The 13,944-nt window shown below is 69.3% G+C and carries 15 protein-coding genes and 1 pseudogene; 6 read left to right on the top strand and 10 right to left on the bottom strand.

The window, feature by feature from the left end; translation table 11 throughout:
• Nucleotides 1-112: 112 nt before the first annotated feature.
• Nucleotides 113-2,212, bottom strand: a complete 2,100-nt coding sequence (gene tkt, locus ACFVWU_RS25585) for a transketolase (RefSeq protein ID WP_387625163.1) — start codon at nt 2,210-2,212, stop codon at nt 113-115.
• A gap of 464 nt (nt 2,213-2,676) precedes the next feature.
• On the opposite strand from tkt, the gene ACFVWU_RS25590 reads away from it, so the two are divergent.
• Nucleotides 2,677-3,627: a heme o synthase gene (locus ACFVWU_RS25590; protein WP_387625165.1), complete on the top strand. Its 951-nt coding sequence runs from the start codon at nt 2,677-2,679 to the stop codon at nt 3,625-3,627.
• A 91-nt stretch (nt 3,628-3,718) separates the two neighbouring features.
• Here ACFVWU_RS25590 and ACFVWU_RS25595 read toward each other — a convergent pair whose 3' ends face one another.
• Nucleotides 3,719-4,360, bottom strand: coding sequence for a DUF2461 domain-containing protein (locus tag ACFVWU_RS25595; RefSeq protein WP_387625167.1), 642 nt, complete (start codon nt 4,358-4,360; stop codon nt 3,719-3,721).
• A gap of 72 nt (nt 4,361-4,432) precedes the next feature.
• On the opposite strand from ACFVWU_RS25595, the gene ACFVWU_RS25600 reads away from it, so the two are divergent.
• Nucleotides 4,433-4,771 carry a hypothetical protein gene (locus tag ACFVWU_RS25600; RefSeq protein ID WP_380610967.1) on the top strand — a complete coding sequence of 113 codons (339 nt, stop codon included), beginning with the start codon at nt 4,433-4,435 and terminating at the stop codon, nt 4,769-4,771.
• Between the two features lie 62 nt (nt 4,772-4,833).
• On the opposite strand, the gene tgmC is transcribed toward ACFVWU_RS25600, so the two are convergent.
• The 6 genes from tgmC to ACFVWU_RS25630 form a co-directional block, all read right to left on the bottom strand.
• Entirely contained in the window at nt 4,834-5,976 is a 1,143-nt protein-coding gene (gene tgmC / locus ACFVWU_RS25605) for an ATP-grasp peptide maturase system methyltransferase (protein ID WP_387625169.1), read from the bottom strand.
• Entirely contained in the window at nt 5,973-6,326 is a 354-nt protein-coding gene (locus ACFVWU_RS25610) for a hypothetical protein (RefSeq protein WP_387625171.1), read from the bottom strand. The genes tgmC and ACFVWU_RS25610 overlap by 4 nt, the downstream gene beginning before the upstream one ends.
• 261 nt (nt 6,327-6,587) lie before the next feature.
• Nucleotides 6,588-7,790, bottom strand: coding sequence for a methyltransferase domain-containing protein (locus tag ACFVWU_RS25615; protein WP_387625173.1), 1,203 nt, complete (start codon nt 7,788-7,790; stop codon nt 6,588-6,590).
• Nucleotides 7,787-7,921, bottom strand: a complete 135-nt coding sequence (locus ACFVWU_RS25620; RefSeq protein ID WP_387625175.1) for a hypothetical protein — start codon at nt 7,919-7,921, stop codon at nt 7,787-7,789. The genes ACFVWU_RS25615 and ACFVWU_RS25620 overlap by 4 nt, the downstream gene beginning before the upstream one ends.
• Before the next feature lie 205 nt (nt 7,922-8,126).
• Entirely contained in the window at nt 8,127-8,285 is a 159-nt protein-coding gene (locus tag ACFVWU_RS25625) for a hypothetical protein (protein ID WP_387625177.1), read from the bottom strand.
• On the bottom strand, nt 8,282-8,797 hold the full coding sequence (locus tag ACFVWU_RS25630; RefSeq protein WP_387625179.1) for an ATP-binding protein: 516 nt from the start codon (nt 8,795-8,797) through the stop codon (nt 8,282-8,284). The genes ACFVWU_RS25625 and ACFVWU_RS25630 overlap by 4 nt, the downstream gene beginning before the upstream one ends.
• Nucleotides 8,798-8,907: 110 nt before the next feature.
• Here ACFVWU_RS25630 and ACFVWU_RS25635 point away from each other — a divergent pair, with 110 nt between their 5' ends.
• The 3 genes and pseudogenes from ACFVWU_RS25635 to ACFVWU_RS25645 all read left to right on the top strand — a co-directional run.
• Nucleotides 8,908-10,173, top strand: a complete 1,266-nt coding sequence (locus ACFVWU_RS25635) for an XRE family transcriptional regulator (protein WP_387625181.1) — start codon at nt 8,908-8,910, stop codon at nt 10,171-10,173.
• Nucleotides 10,170-10,682 (top strand): NUDIX domain-containing protein, encoded by a 513-nt coding sequence (locus ACFVWU_RS25640; RefSeq protein WP_387625183.1) that lies wholly within the window; start codon nt 10,170-10,172, stop codon nt 10,680-10,682. The genes ACFVWU_RS25635 and ACFVWU_RS25640 overlap by 4 nt, the downstream gene beginning before the upstream one ends.
• A gap of 58 nt (nt 10,683-10,740) precedes the next feature.
• Nucleotides 10,741-10,938 (top strand): annotated as a pseudogene (locus ACFVWU_RS25645) (NUDIX hydrolase); the annotation flags it as partial.
• A gap of 44 nt (nt 10,939-10,982) precedes the next feature.
• Here the strand turns inward: ACFVWU_RS25645 and ACFVWU_RS25650 are convergent.
• On the bottom strand, nt 10,983-11,963 hold the full coding sequence (locus ACFVWU_RS25650) for a heme A synthase (RefSeq protein ID WP_387625231.1): 981 nt from the start codon (nt 11,961-11,963) through the stop codon (nt 10,983-10,985).
• Between the two features lie 419 nt (nt 11,964-12,382).
• Here ACFVWU_RS25650 and ACFVWU_RS25655 point away from each other — a divergent pair, with 419 nt between their 5' ends.
• Nucleotides 12,383-13,075, top strand: coding sequence for an LAETG motif-containing sortase-dependent surface protein (locus tag ACFVWU_RS25655; RefSeq protein WP_387625185.1), 693 nt, complete (start codon nt 12,383-12,385; stop codon nt 13,073-13,075).
• Nucleotides 13,076-13,150: 75 nt separating this feature from the next.
• On the opposite strand, the gene ACFVWU_RS25660 is transcribed toward ACFVWU_RS25655, so the two are convergent.
• Nucleotides 13,151-13,927 (bottom strand): ABC transporter permease, encoded by a 777-nt coding sequence (locus tag ACFVWU_RS25660; RefSeq protein WP_387625187.1) that lies wholly within the window; start codon nt 13,925-13,927, stop codon nt 13,151-13,153.
• Nucleotides 13,928-13,944: the final 17 nt, after the last annotated feature.

Raw genomic sequence — 13,944 nt, forward strand, 5'->3', positions numbered from 1 at the left:
GGCTCTTTTGTGTTTCTTTTTTGGGTTTTCTGTCATTTTTTCTGGTGTTTGGGGGGTCCGACGGGGGGGGCGGGGGGCGGGGGGGGGGGGGGCCCCGCGCCCCGGAGGTGGGTCAGCGGTTGACGGCTTCGAGGGAGCGCAGGGCGTTGTGGGCCTCGGCCACCACGCGCTCGGCGGTCAGGCCGAACTCCTCGAACAGCACCTTGTAGTCGGCGGAGGCACCGAAGTGCTCCAGCGAGACGATCCGGCCGTGGTCGCCGACCAGCTCGCGCCAGCCCTGGGCGATGCCGGCCTCGACCGAGACGCGGGCCTTGACGGACGGCGGCAGCACGCTGTCGCGGTAGGCCTGGTCCTGCTCCTGGAACCACTCGAAGGACGGGACCGAGACCACGCGGGTGGCGATGCCCTCGGCCTCCAGGACCTCGCGGGCCTGGACGGCCAGCTGGACCTCGGAGCCGGTGCCCAGCAGGATCACCTGCGGGTCGCCGTTGGAGGCCTCGGCCAGGATGTAGCCGCCCTTCGCGGTGCCCTCGGCGGAGGCGTAGACCTCGCGGTCGAAGGTCGGGACGTTCTGGCGGGTGAGCGCCAGGCCGACCGGGCCGGGGTGGGTGGTCTGGCGCTCGATGACGGTGCGCCAGGCGACGGCGGTCTCGTTGGCGTCGGCCGGGCGGACCATGGCCAGGCCCGGGATGGCGCGCAGCGAGGCCATGTGCTCGACCGGCTGGTGGGTCGGGCCGTCCTCGCCGAGGCCGATCGAGTCGTGCGTCCAGACGTAGGTGACCGGCAGCTTCATCAGCGCGGCCAGGCGGACGGCCGGGCGCATGTAGTCGGCGAAGACCAGGAAGGTGCCGCCGTAGACACGGGTCTTGCCGTGCAGCGCGATGCCGTTCATGGTCGAGCCCATGGCGTGCTCGCGGATGCCGAAGTGGATCGTCCGGCCGTACGGGCTGGCGGACTTCAGCGGGTTGCCCTCGGGGAGGAAGGAGCTCTCCTCGTCGATGGTGGTGAGGTTGGACTCCGCGAGGTCGGCCGAACCGCCCCACAGCTCCGGGATCACCGCGCCGAGCGCCTTCAGGGTCTCGCCGGAGGCCTTGCGGGTGGCGACGTCCTTGCCGGCCGGGAAGGAGGGGACGGCCTTCTTCCAGCCCTCGGGCAGCTCGCCGGCCTGGATGCGGTCGAAGTCGGCGCCGCGCTGCGGGTTGGCGGCGTGCCAGGCGTCGAAGGACTGCTGCCACTGGTCGCGGGCGGCCTTGCCGCGCTTGATGACCAGGCGGGCGTGCTCGATGACCTGGTCGCTGACCTCGAAGGTCTTCTCCGGGTCGAAGCCCAGGACCTTCTTGGTGGCGGCGATCTCCTCGGCGCCGAGCGCGGAGCCGTGCGCCTTGGCGGTGTCCTGGGCGTTCGGGGCCGGCCAGGCGATGATGGTGCGCATCGCGATGATCGACGGGCGGGAGGTCTCGGCCTTGGCGGCGGCCAGCGCCCCGGCGAGGGCCTCGACGTCGATGTCGCCGTTGGCCTTCGGGGTCACCCGCTGCACGTGCCAGCCGTAGGCCTCGTAGCGCTTGAGGACGTCCTCGGAGAAGGCGGTCTCGGTGTCGCCCTCGATCGAGATGTGGTTGTCGTCGTACAGGGCGACCAGGTTGCCCAGCTTCTGGTGGCCGGCCAGCGAGGAGGCCTCGGCGGAGATGCCCTCCTCCAGGTCGCCGTCGGAGACGATGGCCCAGATGGTGTGGTCGAAGGGGGACTCGCCGGCCGGGGCCTCCGGGTCGAACAGGCCGCGCTCGTAGCGGGCGGCCATCGCCATGCCGATCGCGTTGGCGATGCCCTGGCCGAGCGGGCCGGTGGTGGTCTCGACGCCGGCGGTGTGGCCGTGCTCGGGGTGGCCGGGGGTGCGGCTGCCGGCGACGCGGAAGGCCTTCAGGTCGTCCAGCTCCAGGCCGTAGCCGGAGAGGTAGAGCTGGGTGTAGAGGGTCAGGCTGGTGTGCCCGGGGGAGAGGACGAAGCGGTCGCGGCCGACCCAGGCCGGGTCGGTCGGGTCGTGGCGCAGGAAACGCTGGAAGATCAGGTACGCCGCGGGGGCCAGCGACATGGCCGTCCCGGGGTGTCCGTTGCCGACCTTCTGGACAGCGTCCATGGCCAGGACGCGCGCCGTGTCAACCGTGCGCTCGTCCAGTTCGGTCCACTCGAATGCGTTCGTCGGCGCAGTGCTCACCCTGTCTCAGGGCTCCTTCCATTGTGAAGAGTGACCCCGTGAATGGGGACCGGGTCGGCCACGGCGCTGTGGTCCCGACTGTGGGTGGTGCCGGTCACGGAGGGTAGATCCCGCTTCTGCGTGCGAGCCTACCGTCCGGCCCGGGGCTCACCCTCCGTGCCGGGACAACCGGGATTTCCGCATGGTGATTCCCACTAGGGCGTTCTGACTGATTTTGTCCCAGCCTCCCCCGGTTTGCCGCCCCGCGCCGCTCGGGTGGTCGCGGCGGGTCGCGAGGACGCGCCGGAAGCGGTTCGTGGCTTCACCCAGTCGGTTCACCCGGGGGTGCGCCATCCGCCTCGCCGGGGGACCCCGGAGCCGGATGGGATGTATGGAGCGTCTATGGTGTCGTGGTACGCGCAGAGCGGACTATTTCGGGACCCTTCGTTCCTGTGGACGCCTGCGAAGATTCATCTTCAGTTGGGGTGTTAGTGACCGCCGTCGAAACCCGTCCCGCCGGGGTCACCGGGGCGACGCCTGCGCATCACCGGCCGATCGGGGCCCGGGTCGGCGCCTTCGTCGCACTGACCAAGCCTCGGATCATCGAGCTGCTGCTGATGAGCACCGTGCCGGTGATGTTCCTGGCGCAACAGGGCGTGCCGAACATGCTGCTGGTGCTGAAGGTCGTGGTCGGCGGCTACCTCTCGGCGGGCGGCGCGAACGCCCTCAACATGTACATCGACCGCGACATCGACGCGCTGATGTCCCGCACCGAGCGGCGGCCGATCGTCACCGGGATGGTGTCGCCGCGCGAGGCGCTGGTGTTCGGCATCGTGCTGGCGGTCGTCTCGACCCTGCTGCTGGGCTTCGGCGTCAACTGGCTCTCGTCCGGGCTGGCGCTGGGCGCACTGCTGTTCTACGTGTTCGTCTACACGCTGGGGCTCAAGCGGCGCACCTCGCAGAACATCGTCTGGGGCGGCATCGCCGGCTGCATGCCGGTGCTGGTCGGCTGGTCCTCGGTCACCAACTCGGTGTCCTGGGCGGCGGTCGCGCTGTTCCTGGTGGTGTTCTTCTGGACCCCGCCGCACACCTGGGTGCTGTCGATGAAGGTGCGCGACGACTACCTGCGCGCGGGCGTGCCGATGCTGCCGGTCATCAAGGGCAACGTCGCGGTCGGCAAGCAGGTCGTCGCCTATTCCTGGGTGATGGTGGCGACCTCGCTGGCGGTCTGGCCGCTGGGGCACATGAGCTGGCTGTACCCGGTCGCCGCGGTGGTGCTGGGCGCGGCCTGGCTGCGCGAGGCGCACGCGCTGTACGCGCGGGCCAAGGCCGGGGTCGTGGGCGCGAAGCTGAAGGAGATGCGGCTGTTCCACTGGTCGATCACCTACCTGTCGCTGCTGTTCGTGGTGTGCGCGATCGACCCGTTCGTGAAGTAGAGGCTGACGCAGGGAGCCCCGGTCCGGTGGACCGGGGCTCCTTTGCGTTCCGGGGTGCGTTCGAGTTCTTGATTCGAGTTCTTGAAGCGTCTCAGCGGGCGGGCAGTTCGGAGGGGCCGACGTGGCCGTCCAGCCAGTCCCTGAGCGGCTGGGAGGCGCGTAGGAAGGCGGTGATCCGGGTGTAGGCCGTCCGGGTGCCCAGCCACTTCGCGGGCTCCCACTCCTGCCAGGCCACCAGGCCCTTGTGGCGCAGCAGCTCGATCCTCGGGTGGTCCTTGGGGAAGCCGCGCGGGGTGGACTTGAGGGAGTCCCGGCCGGACACCTGGGGGCCGTCCTTCTCCACCGCGGTGATCACCCGCTCCAGCTCGGCGCCGCTGACGTCCTCGGCGACGGCGGCGCGGTAGCGCTCCAGCTGGTCCGGGGCGAGCCGGTACATGCCGTTGCCGCAGGCCAGTCCGTCGGCGGAGAGCTGGATGTAGCCGCCGGTCTCCAGGTGCGCGCCGATGTGCGTCTTGTACGGGGTCTTGTCGGCGCTGAAGCGGATGTCGCGGTTCGGGCGGAAGATCTTCCCCGGCCCGAACTCGGGCTCCAGCTCGGCGAGCAGCAGCTCCATCGGGGCCCGTACGGCGTCGTCGTACTGCTCCTTGTGGGTCTGCCAGAAGGTCTTCGAATTGTCGGCCTCCAGGTGCTCGTAGAAGTCGAGCGCCTCGTCCGGCCAGCCTTGGAACGTCACGTCTTCAGTATGTGGCCCGGTGCACAGGCCGCTCCCGTCGCCAGGGCGTCTACCGGTGGGTAGCATGCGGGCATGAGCAGCGCAGAGACCGCCACCGCCGCCGCGCCGGACGCCCGCACCGAGCGCCGCGCCAAGCGCATCGCCAAGCACCTGACCAGCTTCGCCCAGCAGCACGGCGGCAGCGCCGACGCGGTCGTCGAGTACGTCGGCGCCGCGGCCACCCGGATCGTGGTGGTCGGCGCGGACGGCGCCTGGGGCGACCAGGTGGCCCCGAGCTACGCCGTCGGCAGGCGGGCCGCCGAGCTGGCCGGACTGACCCTGCACGACGACTTCGAGGGCGAGCTGGGCCTCAAGGTCAAGACCGGCGCGTACGAGTGGAAGCGGATGGCCGGGATCCAGCTCGGCGGTTGATTGCGCCTGGTTTGAACGGCGACGGCCCGGCTCCCTCACCTGGGGGAGCCGGGCCGTTGTCTTCAGATGGGGAGGTTCCAGCTCGGTCCGTCCTCGGTTCCGATCCAGACGCGTTGTCCCGATTCCGAGACGGTGATCCCGAAGCCCTCCTGGTGTGGCTCGCCCGCCTCCTGCCAGGCTTCGACGGCGCTTTCCACCTGGTCCCAGAGTCGGAGCGGGCCGCGCTGGATCACGGTCCACCCACCGGCCGGGTTGGGTGCGGTCCGGGCCTGGGAGCCGGTGGCCACGTCCGTGAGGATCTGTTGTCCGCCCACTCCCATTCGCTCGGCCGAGGGCGCTGCGAGTTGTGCGACCCAGCTGCCCGTCCACGTGCTGATGATCTCGGGGTCGATCCGGGTCGGGCGTTCGTCTCCGGGGAGGAGGGACAGGCTCTGGCGGGGCGGTCGGTCGTGCGGGCGGGCGATCATGAAACTGGTGTAACCGGGCAGAAAGCGGCCGGTGGCTTCTCCGGGGCCGGTCACGACGAGCAGGGCGAGACCGAAGCCGAAGGACCAGCCGGACAGCGTGACCAGGATCCGACCGCCGGGCTTCACCTGGTGCAGCCATGGGGGTGGAACGTAGCGGACCGAGCAGGTGGCGATGAGTCGGTCGTAGCCGCTGCCGTCCGGATCACCGAGCAGTCCGTCACCGATGACCAGCCGGGGGGTGTAGCCCGCTGCTGTGATGGCTGCAGCCGCTTTCGCGCCCACCGTCGGGTCGTACTCGACACTGGTGACGTTGGCGTCCCCGAGGCGGTGCGCGCCGAGGGCGGTCGAGTAGCCGGTTCCGGTGCCGATCTCCAGCACCCGGTGCCCAGGCTCGGCACCGAGCTGGTGCCACATGCGCAGGACCAGCGACGGCAGGGTGGACGACGAGGACGGGGTGCCGGTCGCGGTCCCGTCGAGCACGTCCTCGGGGCGGGTCCGCCCGTCGAGCTGAGTGATCAGCGTTTCGTTGGTGTAGACGTGCTCCAGCCATCCGGGCTCGTCCTTGTGCACGGGTCGGTAGGCAGTCGGGTTGCTTCCCGGAACCGGCACGAAGAACGCTCCGACGAACAGCTCCCGGGGGACCGCTCTGGCAGCGTCCTCCCAAGCGGGGTCGGTGATCTTGTCGTCCCCGGTGAGGCTGTCCACCAGGGATGCGCGGAGCTGAGCCGATGTGCTCATGAGTCGGGACCTCTCTCCAACTGGTCGGCAATGGCCTGGGCGATCGCGGCGGTGGTCTCGGCGGGCTGCCACGCCCACTGGCCGTTGGGGTTGCACTCAAGGAAGTACCAGTCACCGCCGGCGGTCACGGCGAAGTCGAACGCACCGAAGGTCAAACGGAGTTCGGTGAGGTAGGCGGTAATCGTGCGGGCGACCGGCTTGGGCACCTCGATCGGTGTGCGGGTCAGTAGGTTCTGCCGGTGGCGCCAGTCGAGATCCGGGCTGTCGATCCGGACCGCGACCAGTCTGTCGCCGACGGCGGTGACCCGTACGTCGAAGCCTTGTCCACCTTGGCTTGGTGCGGTGGTCATCTGTACTGCGCCTCCTTGGGTATTGGTGGTTGAGGACAAGATCAACCGCCTGGCAGGTTGGCTGAGTTGCGGCCCGCCTGGACGGAACGGATCTCAACCGAGCTCCGCGACGGGGGATTTGGGATCGTGACGCGGATCGCCCGGAGTGTGAGGCGCTGGAGCGGCACGGTCATGTGTGTGAGGTGGCCGGTCTTGCAGGCCGTGCTGGCTCGGGGAAGCCGCCGACTGGTTCGACGGAGGAGGAGCCGGGGGAGGTAACGGCTACAGCAACTCCTTGTGGTCGAGCACCCGGACGGGTTGGTCGGGCCGGTCCAGCCAGGCCCACTGCCTGTTCTCGGTGACGGTGAGCCCGAAGCGTTCTGGTGCCGGGCGGTCGTGTTCCTCCCACCAGCGGTGGGCGGCCTCGACCTCGTCCCAGAGTCGGCGCGGGCCGTGCTGCCAGACGGTGAAGCGTTCGTGTTGTTCGCCGTCGTAGTCGACGGCCGCCCAGGAACGGGCATCGGTGGTCGCGGCCCAGAGCCGGGCGTCGACACCGTCGACGCCCGGCTCGTCCTCCCAAGCGGTCCACACGTCGCCCAGCCGTAGCCCGAGGGCGAACCGGGCCTCCCAGCGGTCGCCCGTGATCTTCCATGGCGGCAGCACGGTTTCGGACTCTTCTGGAACGTGTTCGTCCCGAATGACATCGCGGAAGATCCGCAGATCCTGCCGGTGGTTGCGCATCAGCATGAACGCGGAGTGCGGGCTGAAGCGCCCTTGGGCCCGGTCGCGCTCGACGGTGAGCTTGAGCAGCCCCCAGCAGAGCATGGGAGTGTCCCAGGGGGTGAGGACGATGCCGCCGGGCCGGGTCTGCTCGATCCACGCCCAGGGCACGCGGCGGACCGAACAGGTGGAGATGATCCGGTCGTACGGCTGACGGAGGGACCAGCCCAGGGAGCCGTCTCCGCAGATCAGGTCCGCGTCCATGCCTGCCGCGTTCAGTGAGGCCCACGCCTGTTCGGAGACCTCGGAGTCGATCTCGATCGAGGCGATGTGTCCGGAGCCGAGGCGGTGAGCGAGGAGGGCCGCGTTCCAGCCGGTGCCGGTGCCGATCTCCAGGACGTTCATTCCGGGCCGGACGTCAAGGTCGCGGAGCATGCGGACGACGATCGAGGGAGCCGAGGCGGAGGAGGACGGCCAGGCATCGGCCGGATCGGCCGATGCCTGGCCGTCGTTGACCTGGGTGACGAGGGGCGCGTCGGTGTAGGCCGCCTCGAACCAGCGCTTGTGGTCGGTCGAGAGGGCGCACGGTTGGTAGCCGCCCCGGTTGTCCTCCAGCCAGATCCGGTCAGGGAGGAAGCGATGGCGCGGAACCGCCTTGATCGCCTCCTTCCATTCCGGAGGAACGGGGCCGCCGAGCGCTTCATCGACGGCCCGGAGCAGGCCGCGCACGGCGGCCTGCTCCGGTTGATGCGCGGGGTCCGTCACTTCTTGCCCTCGTCCTTCTTGTGCTTCGGCTCGGGCGCGGGCCGAGATCCGTCGGGGGGCGGCTTGCTCGTGCCGGGGTCCTTCTTGCCGCCGTGCTTGCCGCCGCTGGGCTTGTCGCTTCCCCAACCCATGGGTTCCTCCTGCGTGTTGGCTGTCGGGTCGTGGTGTGGTTTCCGTGGTTGCTATCGGTCCGCCGGCCGGGGCGTGGGCGGGCTCTCCGGCTTCGGCGGGGGCGGTTTCGGCTCGGGCCTGGACACGGCGGTGCTCCTTTCAAAACGAGCGGGATGAGTGTTGGTGATCCGCCCGCGCCGCCGGGTGGGCGGCGCGGGCGGGAGTTCAGCGGGAGCGGTTGATCAACACCAGGGCCGCGACGACGACGTGCAGCCCGGCAGCGGCGGATACCCCGTAGGCATCCCAGACCCGCGCGGGATCAGGGATGGGTGACGGCGGCGCATCGTCGGAGTCGTAACCGTCCTCTGGCGGTTGCCAGTTCACGGGGAGATCGGCGCGGGCACCGCGAGGTCGGCGTGGACGACCTTCCCGAACGGGAGGGGCGTGACGCCCCAGCGGCCGTGAGTGAGTCGGTGGACCATCGCCAGGCCCCGGCCGGACGTGGCGTCGGGCCCGGCCTGGACCATCACGGGCATCGAGCGGGAACCGTCACCGACGAGGATTCGGACGATCCGGGTGCTCGGACGGCGGACGCCGACGAGCATGCGGGTCTGGCAGCAGGTCTCGACCGAGTTGGTGGTCAACTCGCTGACGATCAAGGCGGCGTCGTTCATCAAGTCGTCCAGCTCCCACTCTCGAAGCTTCGCGGACACGAAGCGCCGAGCAGCGCCCACCGACTCGGGCCGGTACGGCAGGCAGATGGTTGCCGACGTGGTAAGTCGACCGGCAGCAGGCGCTGATGCTTCCCCGGCGTTGTCGATCACGCGGGTTGGCACTGCAGTGGGTTGAGGCATCGGACTGGCTCCCGTAGATGGATCAGGGCGGCTGATCCTCATTCAAGGCCGTGTCGATGGCTCCAGAAGACTCCGAGCAGGTGACTCCAAAACGGAGTCAGGGAAGGCTCCATGAGCCTACGATCGATACGCATTGTGAAGGGAGATGCGCGATGGGTGTTCAGTCGGGCCTGCATGAGGTGGTCGCAGGTTTGCTCCAGGACCAGCGTCTGCTGAGAGCATGTGAGGCCCGCGACATGGGTGCCGTGTTCCGTCTCCTCAACGCGCGCGGTGTCAGTACACGGCGAATTGCCGCAGCCGTGGAGATCAGCCAAGGGCGGCTGTACGAGTACATGAATGGCAAGACCAGGGTCGAGAAGTTGGCGCTGTTCGAGCAGATCGCCGATGCCTTCCACATCCCCGGAGAGTTGCTTGGTCTTGCCCGCAGACCCTGGGAACCAGATCTCGCTGCCGAGTCCCCGACGATTTCACCGGCTCCTCCGGAGGCTGAGGGCGGCGGCGACCTGGCCACTGTGGAGGCCTTCCGCCGTGCAGATCGGCAGACGGGAGGTGGACGCCTGTACTCGGCTGTGGTTCACCATCTCTCGGGCCAGGTAGCGCCGCGTCTGGTTGATGTTGCGAGTAGCCCGCACATCTTCGCTGCCGCTGCTGCGCTCACTGAGATGGCCGGTTGGATGGCCCACGACTCCGGCCGTGACGACCTTGCCGCTCGGCATTTCGCTCGTGCGCTTCCTCTCGCGCGTGCCTCCGGTGATCTGCCGTTGTCGGCGCACGTGGCAGCCAGCAGCAGCCATCTGTCCCTCCAGACCGGCGATCCGGCGAAGGCAGTGCACTGGGCGACTGTCGGTATTGAATTGGTCAGCCGGGGCCCGCACTTGCCAGGTCTCATGGCTCGGCTGAACACCATGCTGGCCCGAGCGTTGGCAGCCTCGCAGCACTACGGTCCGGCATCGCAGGCGCTCGATCATGCTTACGCGGCTCTTGTGGGCGGAGCGGATGACGAGCATCCGTGGTTGAGCCCGTTCGACGACGCCACCCTTGCCAGCGAGTCGGCACTGGCGTTCAGCGACCTCGGCCGACCCAAGGAGGCTCTTCGCTATGGAGAAAAAGCTGTCGCACTGAGGGAGGAAGGTCGTGCACGTTCGCTGACCTTCAGCCGCATCACCCTTGCCCGTATCCACGCCGATAGCGGCGACTTGGATGCGGCAATCGGCGTCGGGACCGATCTTCTCGACACCAGTCCGACGCTCGGGTCCGTCCGGGTCGTTCATCAGATGGATGACCTCCGTGAGCTCCTCGAAAGGCACCGCGACTACGGCCCGGTCTGTGAGTACCTGGCACGATTTGATGAGGCGCGCAGAGCCCGGCAACTCTTGCTCGCTGACATCATCCCGCTGCCTCGGGGAGGTCCGACGTGAGGCCTGCACCTACCGATACCGAAGCCTGGAACGCCTACCTTGCAGAGGGGAACGCCAGGCAAGCCCGGAAACGCGTCTCAGCCGACGTGATCCTGCGCGACCGGGCTGGTCGCATCCTGACCGTCAACCCGACCTACAAGGAGGGTTGGGACCTCCCGGGCGGGATGGCTGAGGCCAACGAGTCACCGGATGAGGCCGCAGTGCGGGAACTGCGCGAGGAATTGGGCCTGGAGATCACCATCCGCCGCCTGCTGGTCGTGGACTGGGTGGCGCCGCACGGCCCGTGGGACGACCAGATCGCGTTCATCTTCGATGCGGGCACCCTCCCACCCGCTCGGGCTGAGAGGGTTCGCCCACACGACGACGAACTGTCCGAGGCCGTCTTCCTGCCTGCATCGGAGGTCGCCGACCGGTTGCGGATCCGCCAGCGGAACCGGCTGAACGCCGCTGTCAGGGCAATCGCAGACGGCGGCACACGGTATCTGCGTGACGGGGTAGAGGCATGGTGATGGAACTGCCGCAGGAGAAGGGACGAGCATGGCGGAGAGCGGGGATCTTCCATGCATGATCGTCGCCCTCATCTTCCGCTGTCGACCGGAGGGTGGAGCAGCGCGGCTCTCGGACGAGTCGGTTGAGGTCGACTGGCTCACGCCGGACGAGGTGTCCGACCGCATGGCCGAGGTCTATGCCGTGCGTGTGCTGGACGCACTTCGGGGCCAGACGGCACCGAGCGTTCGTAGCCACGACGGCCGGCGCCTGCTGTAACGGCGAAGGCCCCCCATCCTCGGATGGGGGGCCTTCGCCGAGGATCAGACGGTGGCAGCCTGTGAGGTCTGCGCGGGCAGCTGCTCGGGGGCCTCTTCGACCGCGCGGGTGCGCAGGGCGAGCGGGATGCGCAGGGCGGCGATCCACGTCAGGGTCGCGCCGAGCATGTGGAGGCCGACCATCAGCTCGGGGGCGTCGGTGAAGTACTGGATGAAGCCCAGTACGCCCTGGAGCAGCAGTACCGCGAGGAGTTCCTTGGTGCGGGCCTTGGCCGCCGGCGGGGCCTTGATCGCGGCGAAGACGAAGATCATCGCGATGGTCAGGCCGACCGAAATGAACGCGAAGTCGGCGTGGAACTGGGCCAGACGGTCGTAGTCGATCGGGATGCGCGGGACGATCTTGTTGTCCTGGGGGGTGCCGGGGTGGTGGCCGGCGCCGGTGACCAGGGTGCCGGCCGCGACCAGCAGGCCGACCACCACTACCAGCACGTACGAGAGCTGGTGGATCGGGCGGGCGACTGACAGCTTCGCCGGGCCGTCGCCCTCCTTGCTGCGCTCCCACATCAGCAGTGCGACCCAGACCAGGGCCATTGCGGCGATCATGTGCAGCGCGACGGTGTACGGGTTCAGACCGGTCAGCACCGTGATGCCGCCGAGCACCGCATTGCTCATCACCAGCCAGAACTGCGCCCAGCCGAGCTTGGTCAGGCCGCGCCGCCACGGACGGTGGCAGCGGGCGGCCAGGATCGCCCAGCCGACAGCGGCGCTCAGCACGTAGGTGAGCATCCGGTTGGTGAACTCGACGATGCCGTGGAAGCCCATCTCGGGGGTGGGCGTGAGGCTGTCGCCGGTGCAGCGGGGCCAGGTCGTACAGCCGAGGCCGGAGGCGGTGAGGCGGACGGCGCCGCCGGTGACGACGATCACCACGCTCATCACCAGCGCGGCGAACGTGGCACGCCGGACCATGGCGGCGGACGGCTGCCAGCGGTCGGCGAGCAGGGAGAAGGGGGTACGCACGCGGTCAATCGTAGGTGCCCTTACAGGCGATCTTGGCGCGGGGCGCGGGTGTGGTGGCCGGGGCGAAAAGCGGACTGTTCGGGCAAGGCGGTCAGGCCTGAGTGGCCGAATCGACCCGAAAAGCCCGAATGTTCGTCGACTGATTGCCGAGGCGCCCTCGGTGATTGAACCCGATCACCGGGGGCGCCGTTCTGTCGGGAAGGTGACGAAGTTCATTCAAGTTTGCCGAATCCGCGTTCTACGAGGTGGTGGGTGTGATGGGCTGGTCAAGCACATCCGGGAACGGGCCGACAGACGAAATCCGGTCGTGCGGCGGGGTGTGGCGAGGTGCGGGAGTGCCGGTAGAGTCCGCCGGACATCCGTAGCGGGCCACCGCGATCCACTTCAACACGCCTGCTGCGCAAGACCGTTCGGAGGGGAACAAGGTAATGGCGCGACAGCAGCGGCACGTTCGGATCGGCGCGACGGCGCTCGCCGGCACGGCGGCGGCCGGTTTTCTCCTGCCCCTGGCGTTGGCCACCAATGCCTCGGCGCACGTACCGACGTGGTCGGTGACCTGCGACAAGGTCGTGATCGATCTGATCAAGTACAGCCCCAAGCCTGACGTGAAGAACACCGTCAGCCTCACCATCGACGGCGAGAAGGTCCTCGACGGGAAGGCCTTCCCCGAGGAGTTCCACGGCACCTTCCCGGTGAAGGACCACGACGCCCCGGTCACGGCACACCTAGTGGTCAAGACCACCGAGACCCCGGCCGAGAAGGGGTGGAGCATCGACGAGACCAAGACCATCGCGCCGTGCCACACGCCGACTCCGACCCCCACTCCCACCCAGACCCCCACCCAGACCCCCACCCCCACGCCCACCCAGACGCCGACCCCGGCCCCGACGCCGAGCACCACCCCGTCGGGCACCTCCTCGGCCACCCCGACCCCGTCCGTCACCCCCACCCCGAGCAGGACCCCGGCCGCCCCGGCGCCCGCCACCAGCGCCCCCGCGCTCGCCCAGACCGGTAGCAGCGATGCCACCCCGATGATCGCGGCGGTCGGCGGCGGCGTGCTGCTGGTCGGCGGCGCGCTCGTGCTGCTCGCCCGCAAGCGCCGCGGCGGCAGCCAGGGCTGACGCACCGCCGGTTGAAAGCGTCAACGCCCCCCGGCCTCACGTGGCCGGGGGGCGTTGTGCGTTGGCTGGTGCGGGCTATTCCCAGCGGAAGAACCTGGCGGCCGCGGCCAGACCGAGGACGGCCCAGCCGGCCAGGATGCCGAGGTCCGACCAGGGCACCCCGGCGCCGTGCTGCAGCACCGACCGCAGGCCATCCGAGAGCGCCGAGATCGGCAGCAGCTCCAGCACCGACCGCACGGCCGAGGGGAACTTGCTGAGCGGCACGATCACCCCGCCGGCCAGCAGCAGCAGGATGAACACCAGGTTGGCGCCGGCCAGCGTGGCCTCGGCCTTCAGGGTGCCGGCCATCAGCAGCCCGAGGCCGGAGAAGGCGGCGGTGCCGAGGACCAGCAGTGCGGCGACGGCCAGGGGGTTGCCCTGCGGGGACCAGCCGAGCGCCAGTGCGATCACCGACAGCAGGGCGACCTGCAGCGCCTCGGTGACCAGCACGCAGCCGGTCTTGGCGGTCAGCAGCGCCCAACGCGGCAGCGGGCTGGCGCCGAGCCGCTTGAGCACGCCGTAGCGGCGCTCGAAGCCGGTGGCGATGGCCTGCCCGGTGAAGGCGGTGGACATCACGGCGAGCGCGAGCAGGCCGGGTGCCAGGAAGTCGACCCGCTTGCCGGGGCCCTCCACCGCGACGATGTCGACGGCGGAGAACAGCACCAGCAGCACGGTCGGGATGACCACGGTGAGCAGCAGCTGCTCGCCGTTGCGCAGCAGCATCCTGGTCTCGAAGGCGGTCTGGGCGAGCAGCATCCGGCCGACGGGCGCGGCGCCGGGCTTGGGGGAGTAGTCCGTACCCACGGCGCTCATGGTTCGCTCACTTCGTT

The organism is Kitasatospora sp. NPDC058190 (assembly GCF_042883685.1).
GTDB lineage: Bacteria > Actinomycetota > Actinomycetes > Streptomycetales > Streptomycetaceae > Kitasatospora.

Bases quoted from the DNA above. Each gene is read 5' to 3' on its own strand.
- ACFVWU_RS25600 (WP_380610967.1), top strand. From the start codon at position 4,433: ATGAGCAGCGCAGAGACCGCCACCGCCGCCGCGCCGGACGCCCGCACC.
- ACFVWU_RS25635 (WP_387625181.1), top strand. From the start codon at position 8,908: ATGGGTGTTCAGTCGGGCCTGCATGAGGTGGTCGCAGGTTTGCTCCAG.
- ACFVWU_RS25620 (WP_387625175.1), bottom strand. From the start codon at position 7,921: ATGGGTTGGGGAAGCGACAAGCCCAGCGGCGGCAAGCACGGCGGCAAG.
- ACFVWU_RS25610 (WP_387625171.1), bottom strand. From the start codon at position 6,326: ATGACCACCGCACCAAGCCAAGGTGGACAAGGCTTCGACGTACGGGTC.
- ACFVWU_RS25660 (WP_387625187.1), bottom strand. From the start codon at position 13,927: ATGAGCGCCGTGGGTACGGACTACTCCCCCAAGCCCGGCGCCGCGCCC.
- ACFVWU_RS25655 (WP_387625185.1), top strand. From the start codon at position 12,383: ATGGCGCGACAGCAGCGGCACGTTCGGATCGGCGCGACGGCGCTCGCC.
- ACFVWU_RS25630 (WP_387625179.1), bottom strand. From the start codon at position 8,797: ATGAGGATCAGCCGCCCTGATCCATCTACGGGAGCCAGTCCGATGCCT.
- tgmC (WP_387625169.1), bottom strand. From the start codon at position 5,976: ATGAGCACATCGGCTCAGCTCCGCGCATCCCTGGTGGACAGCCTCACC.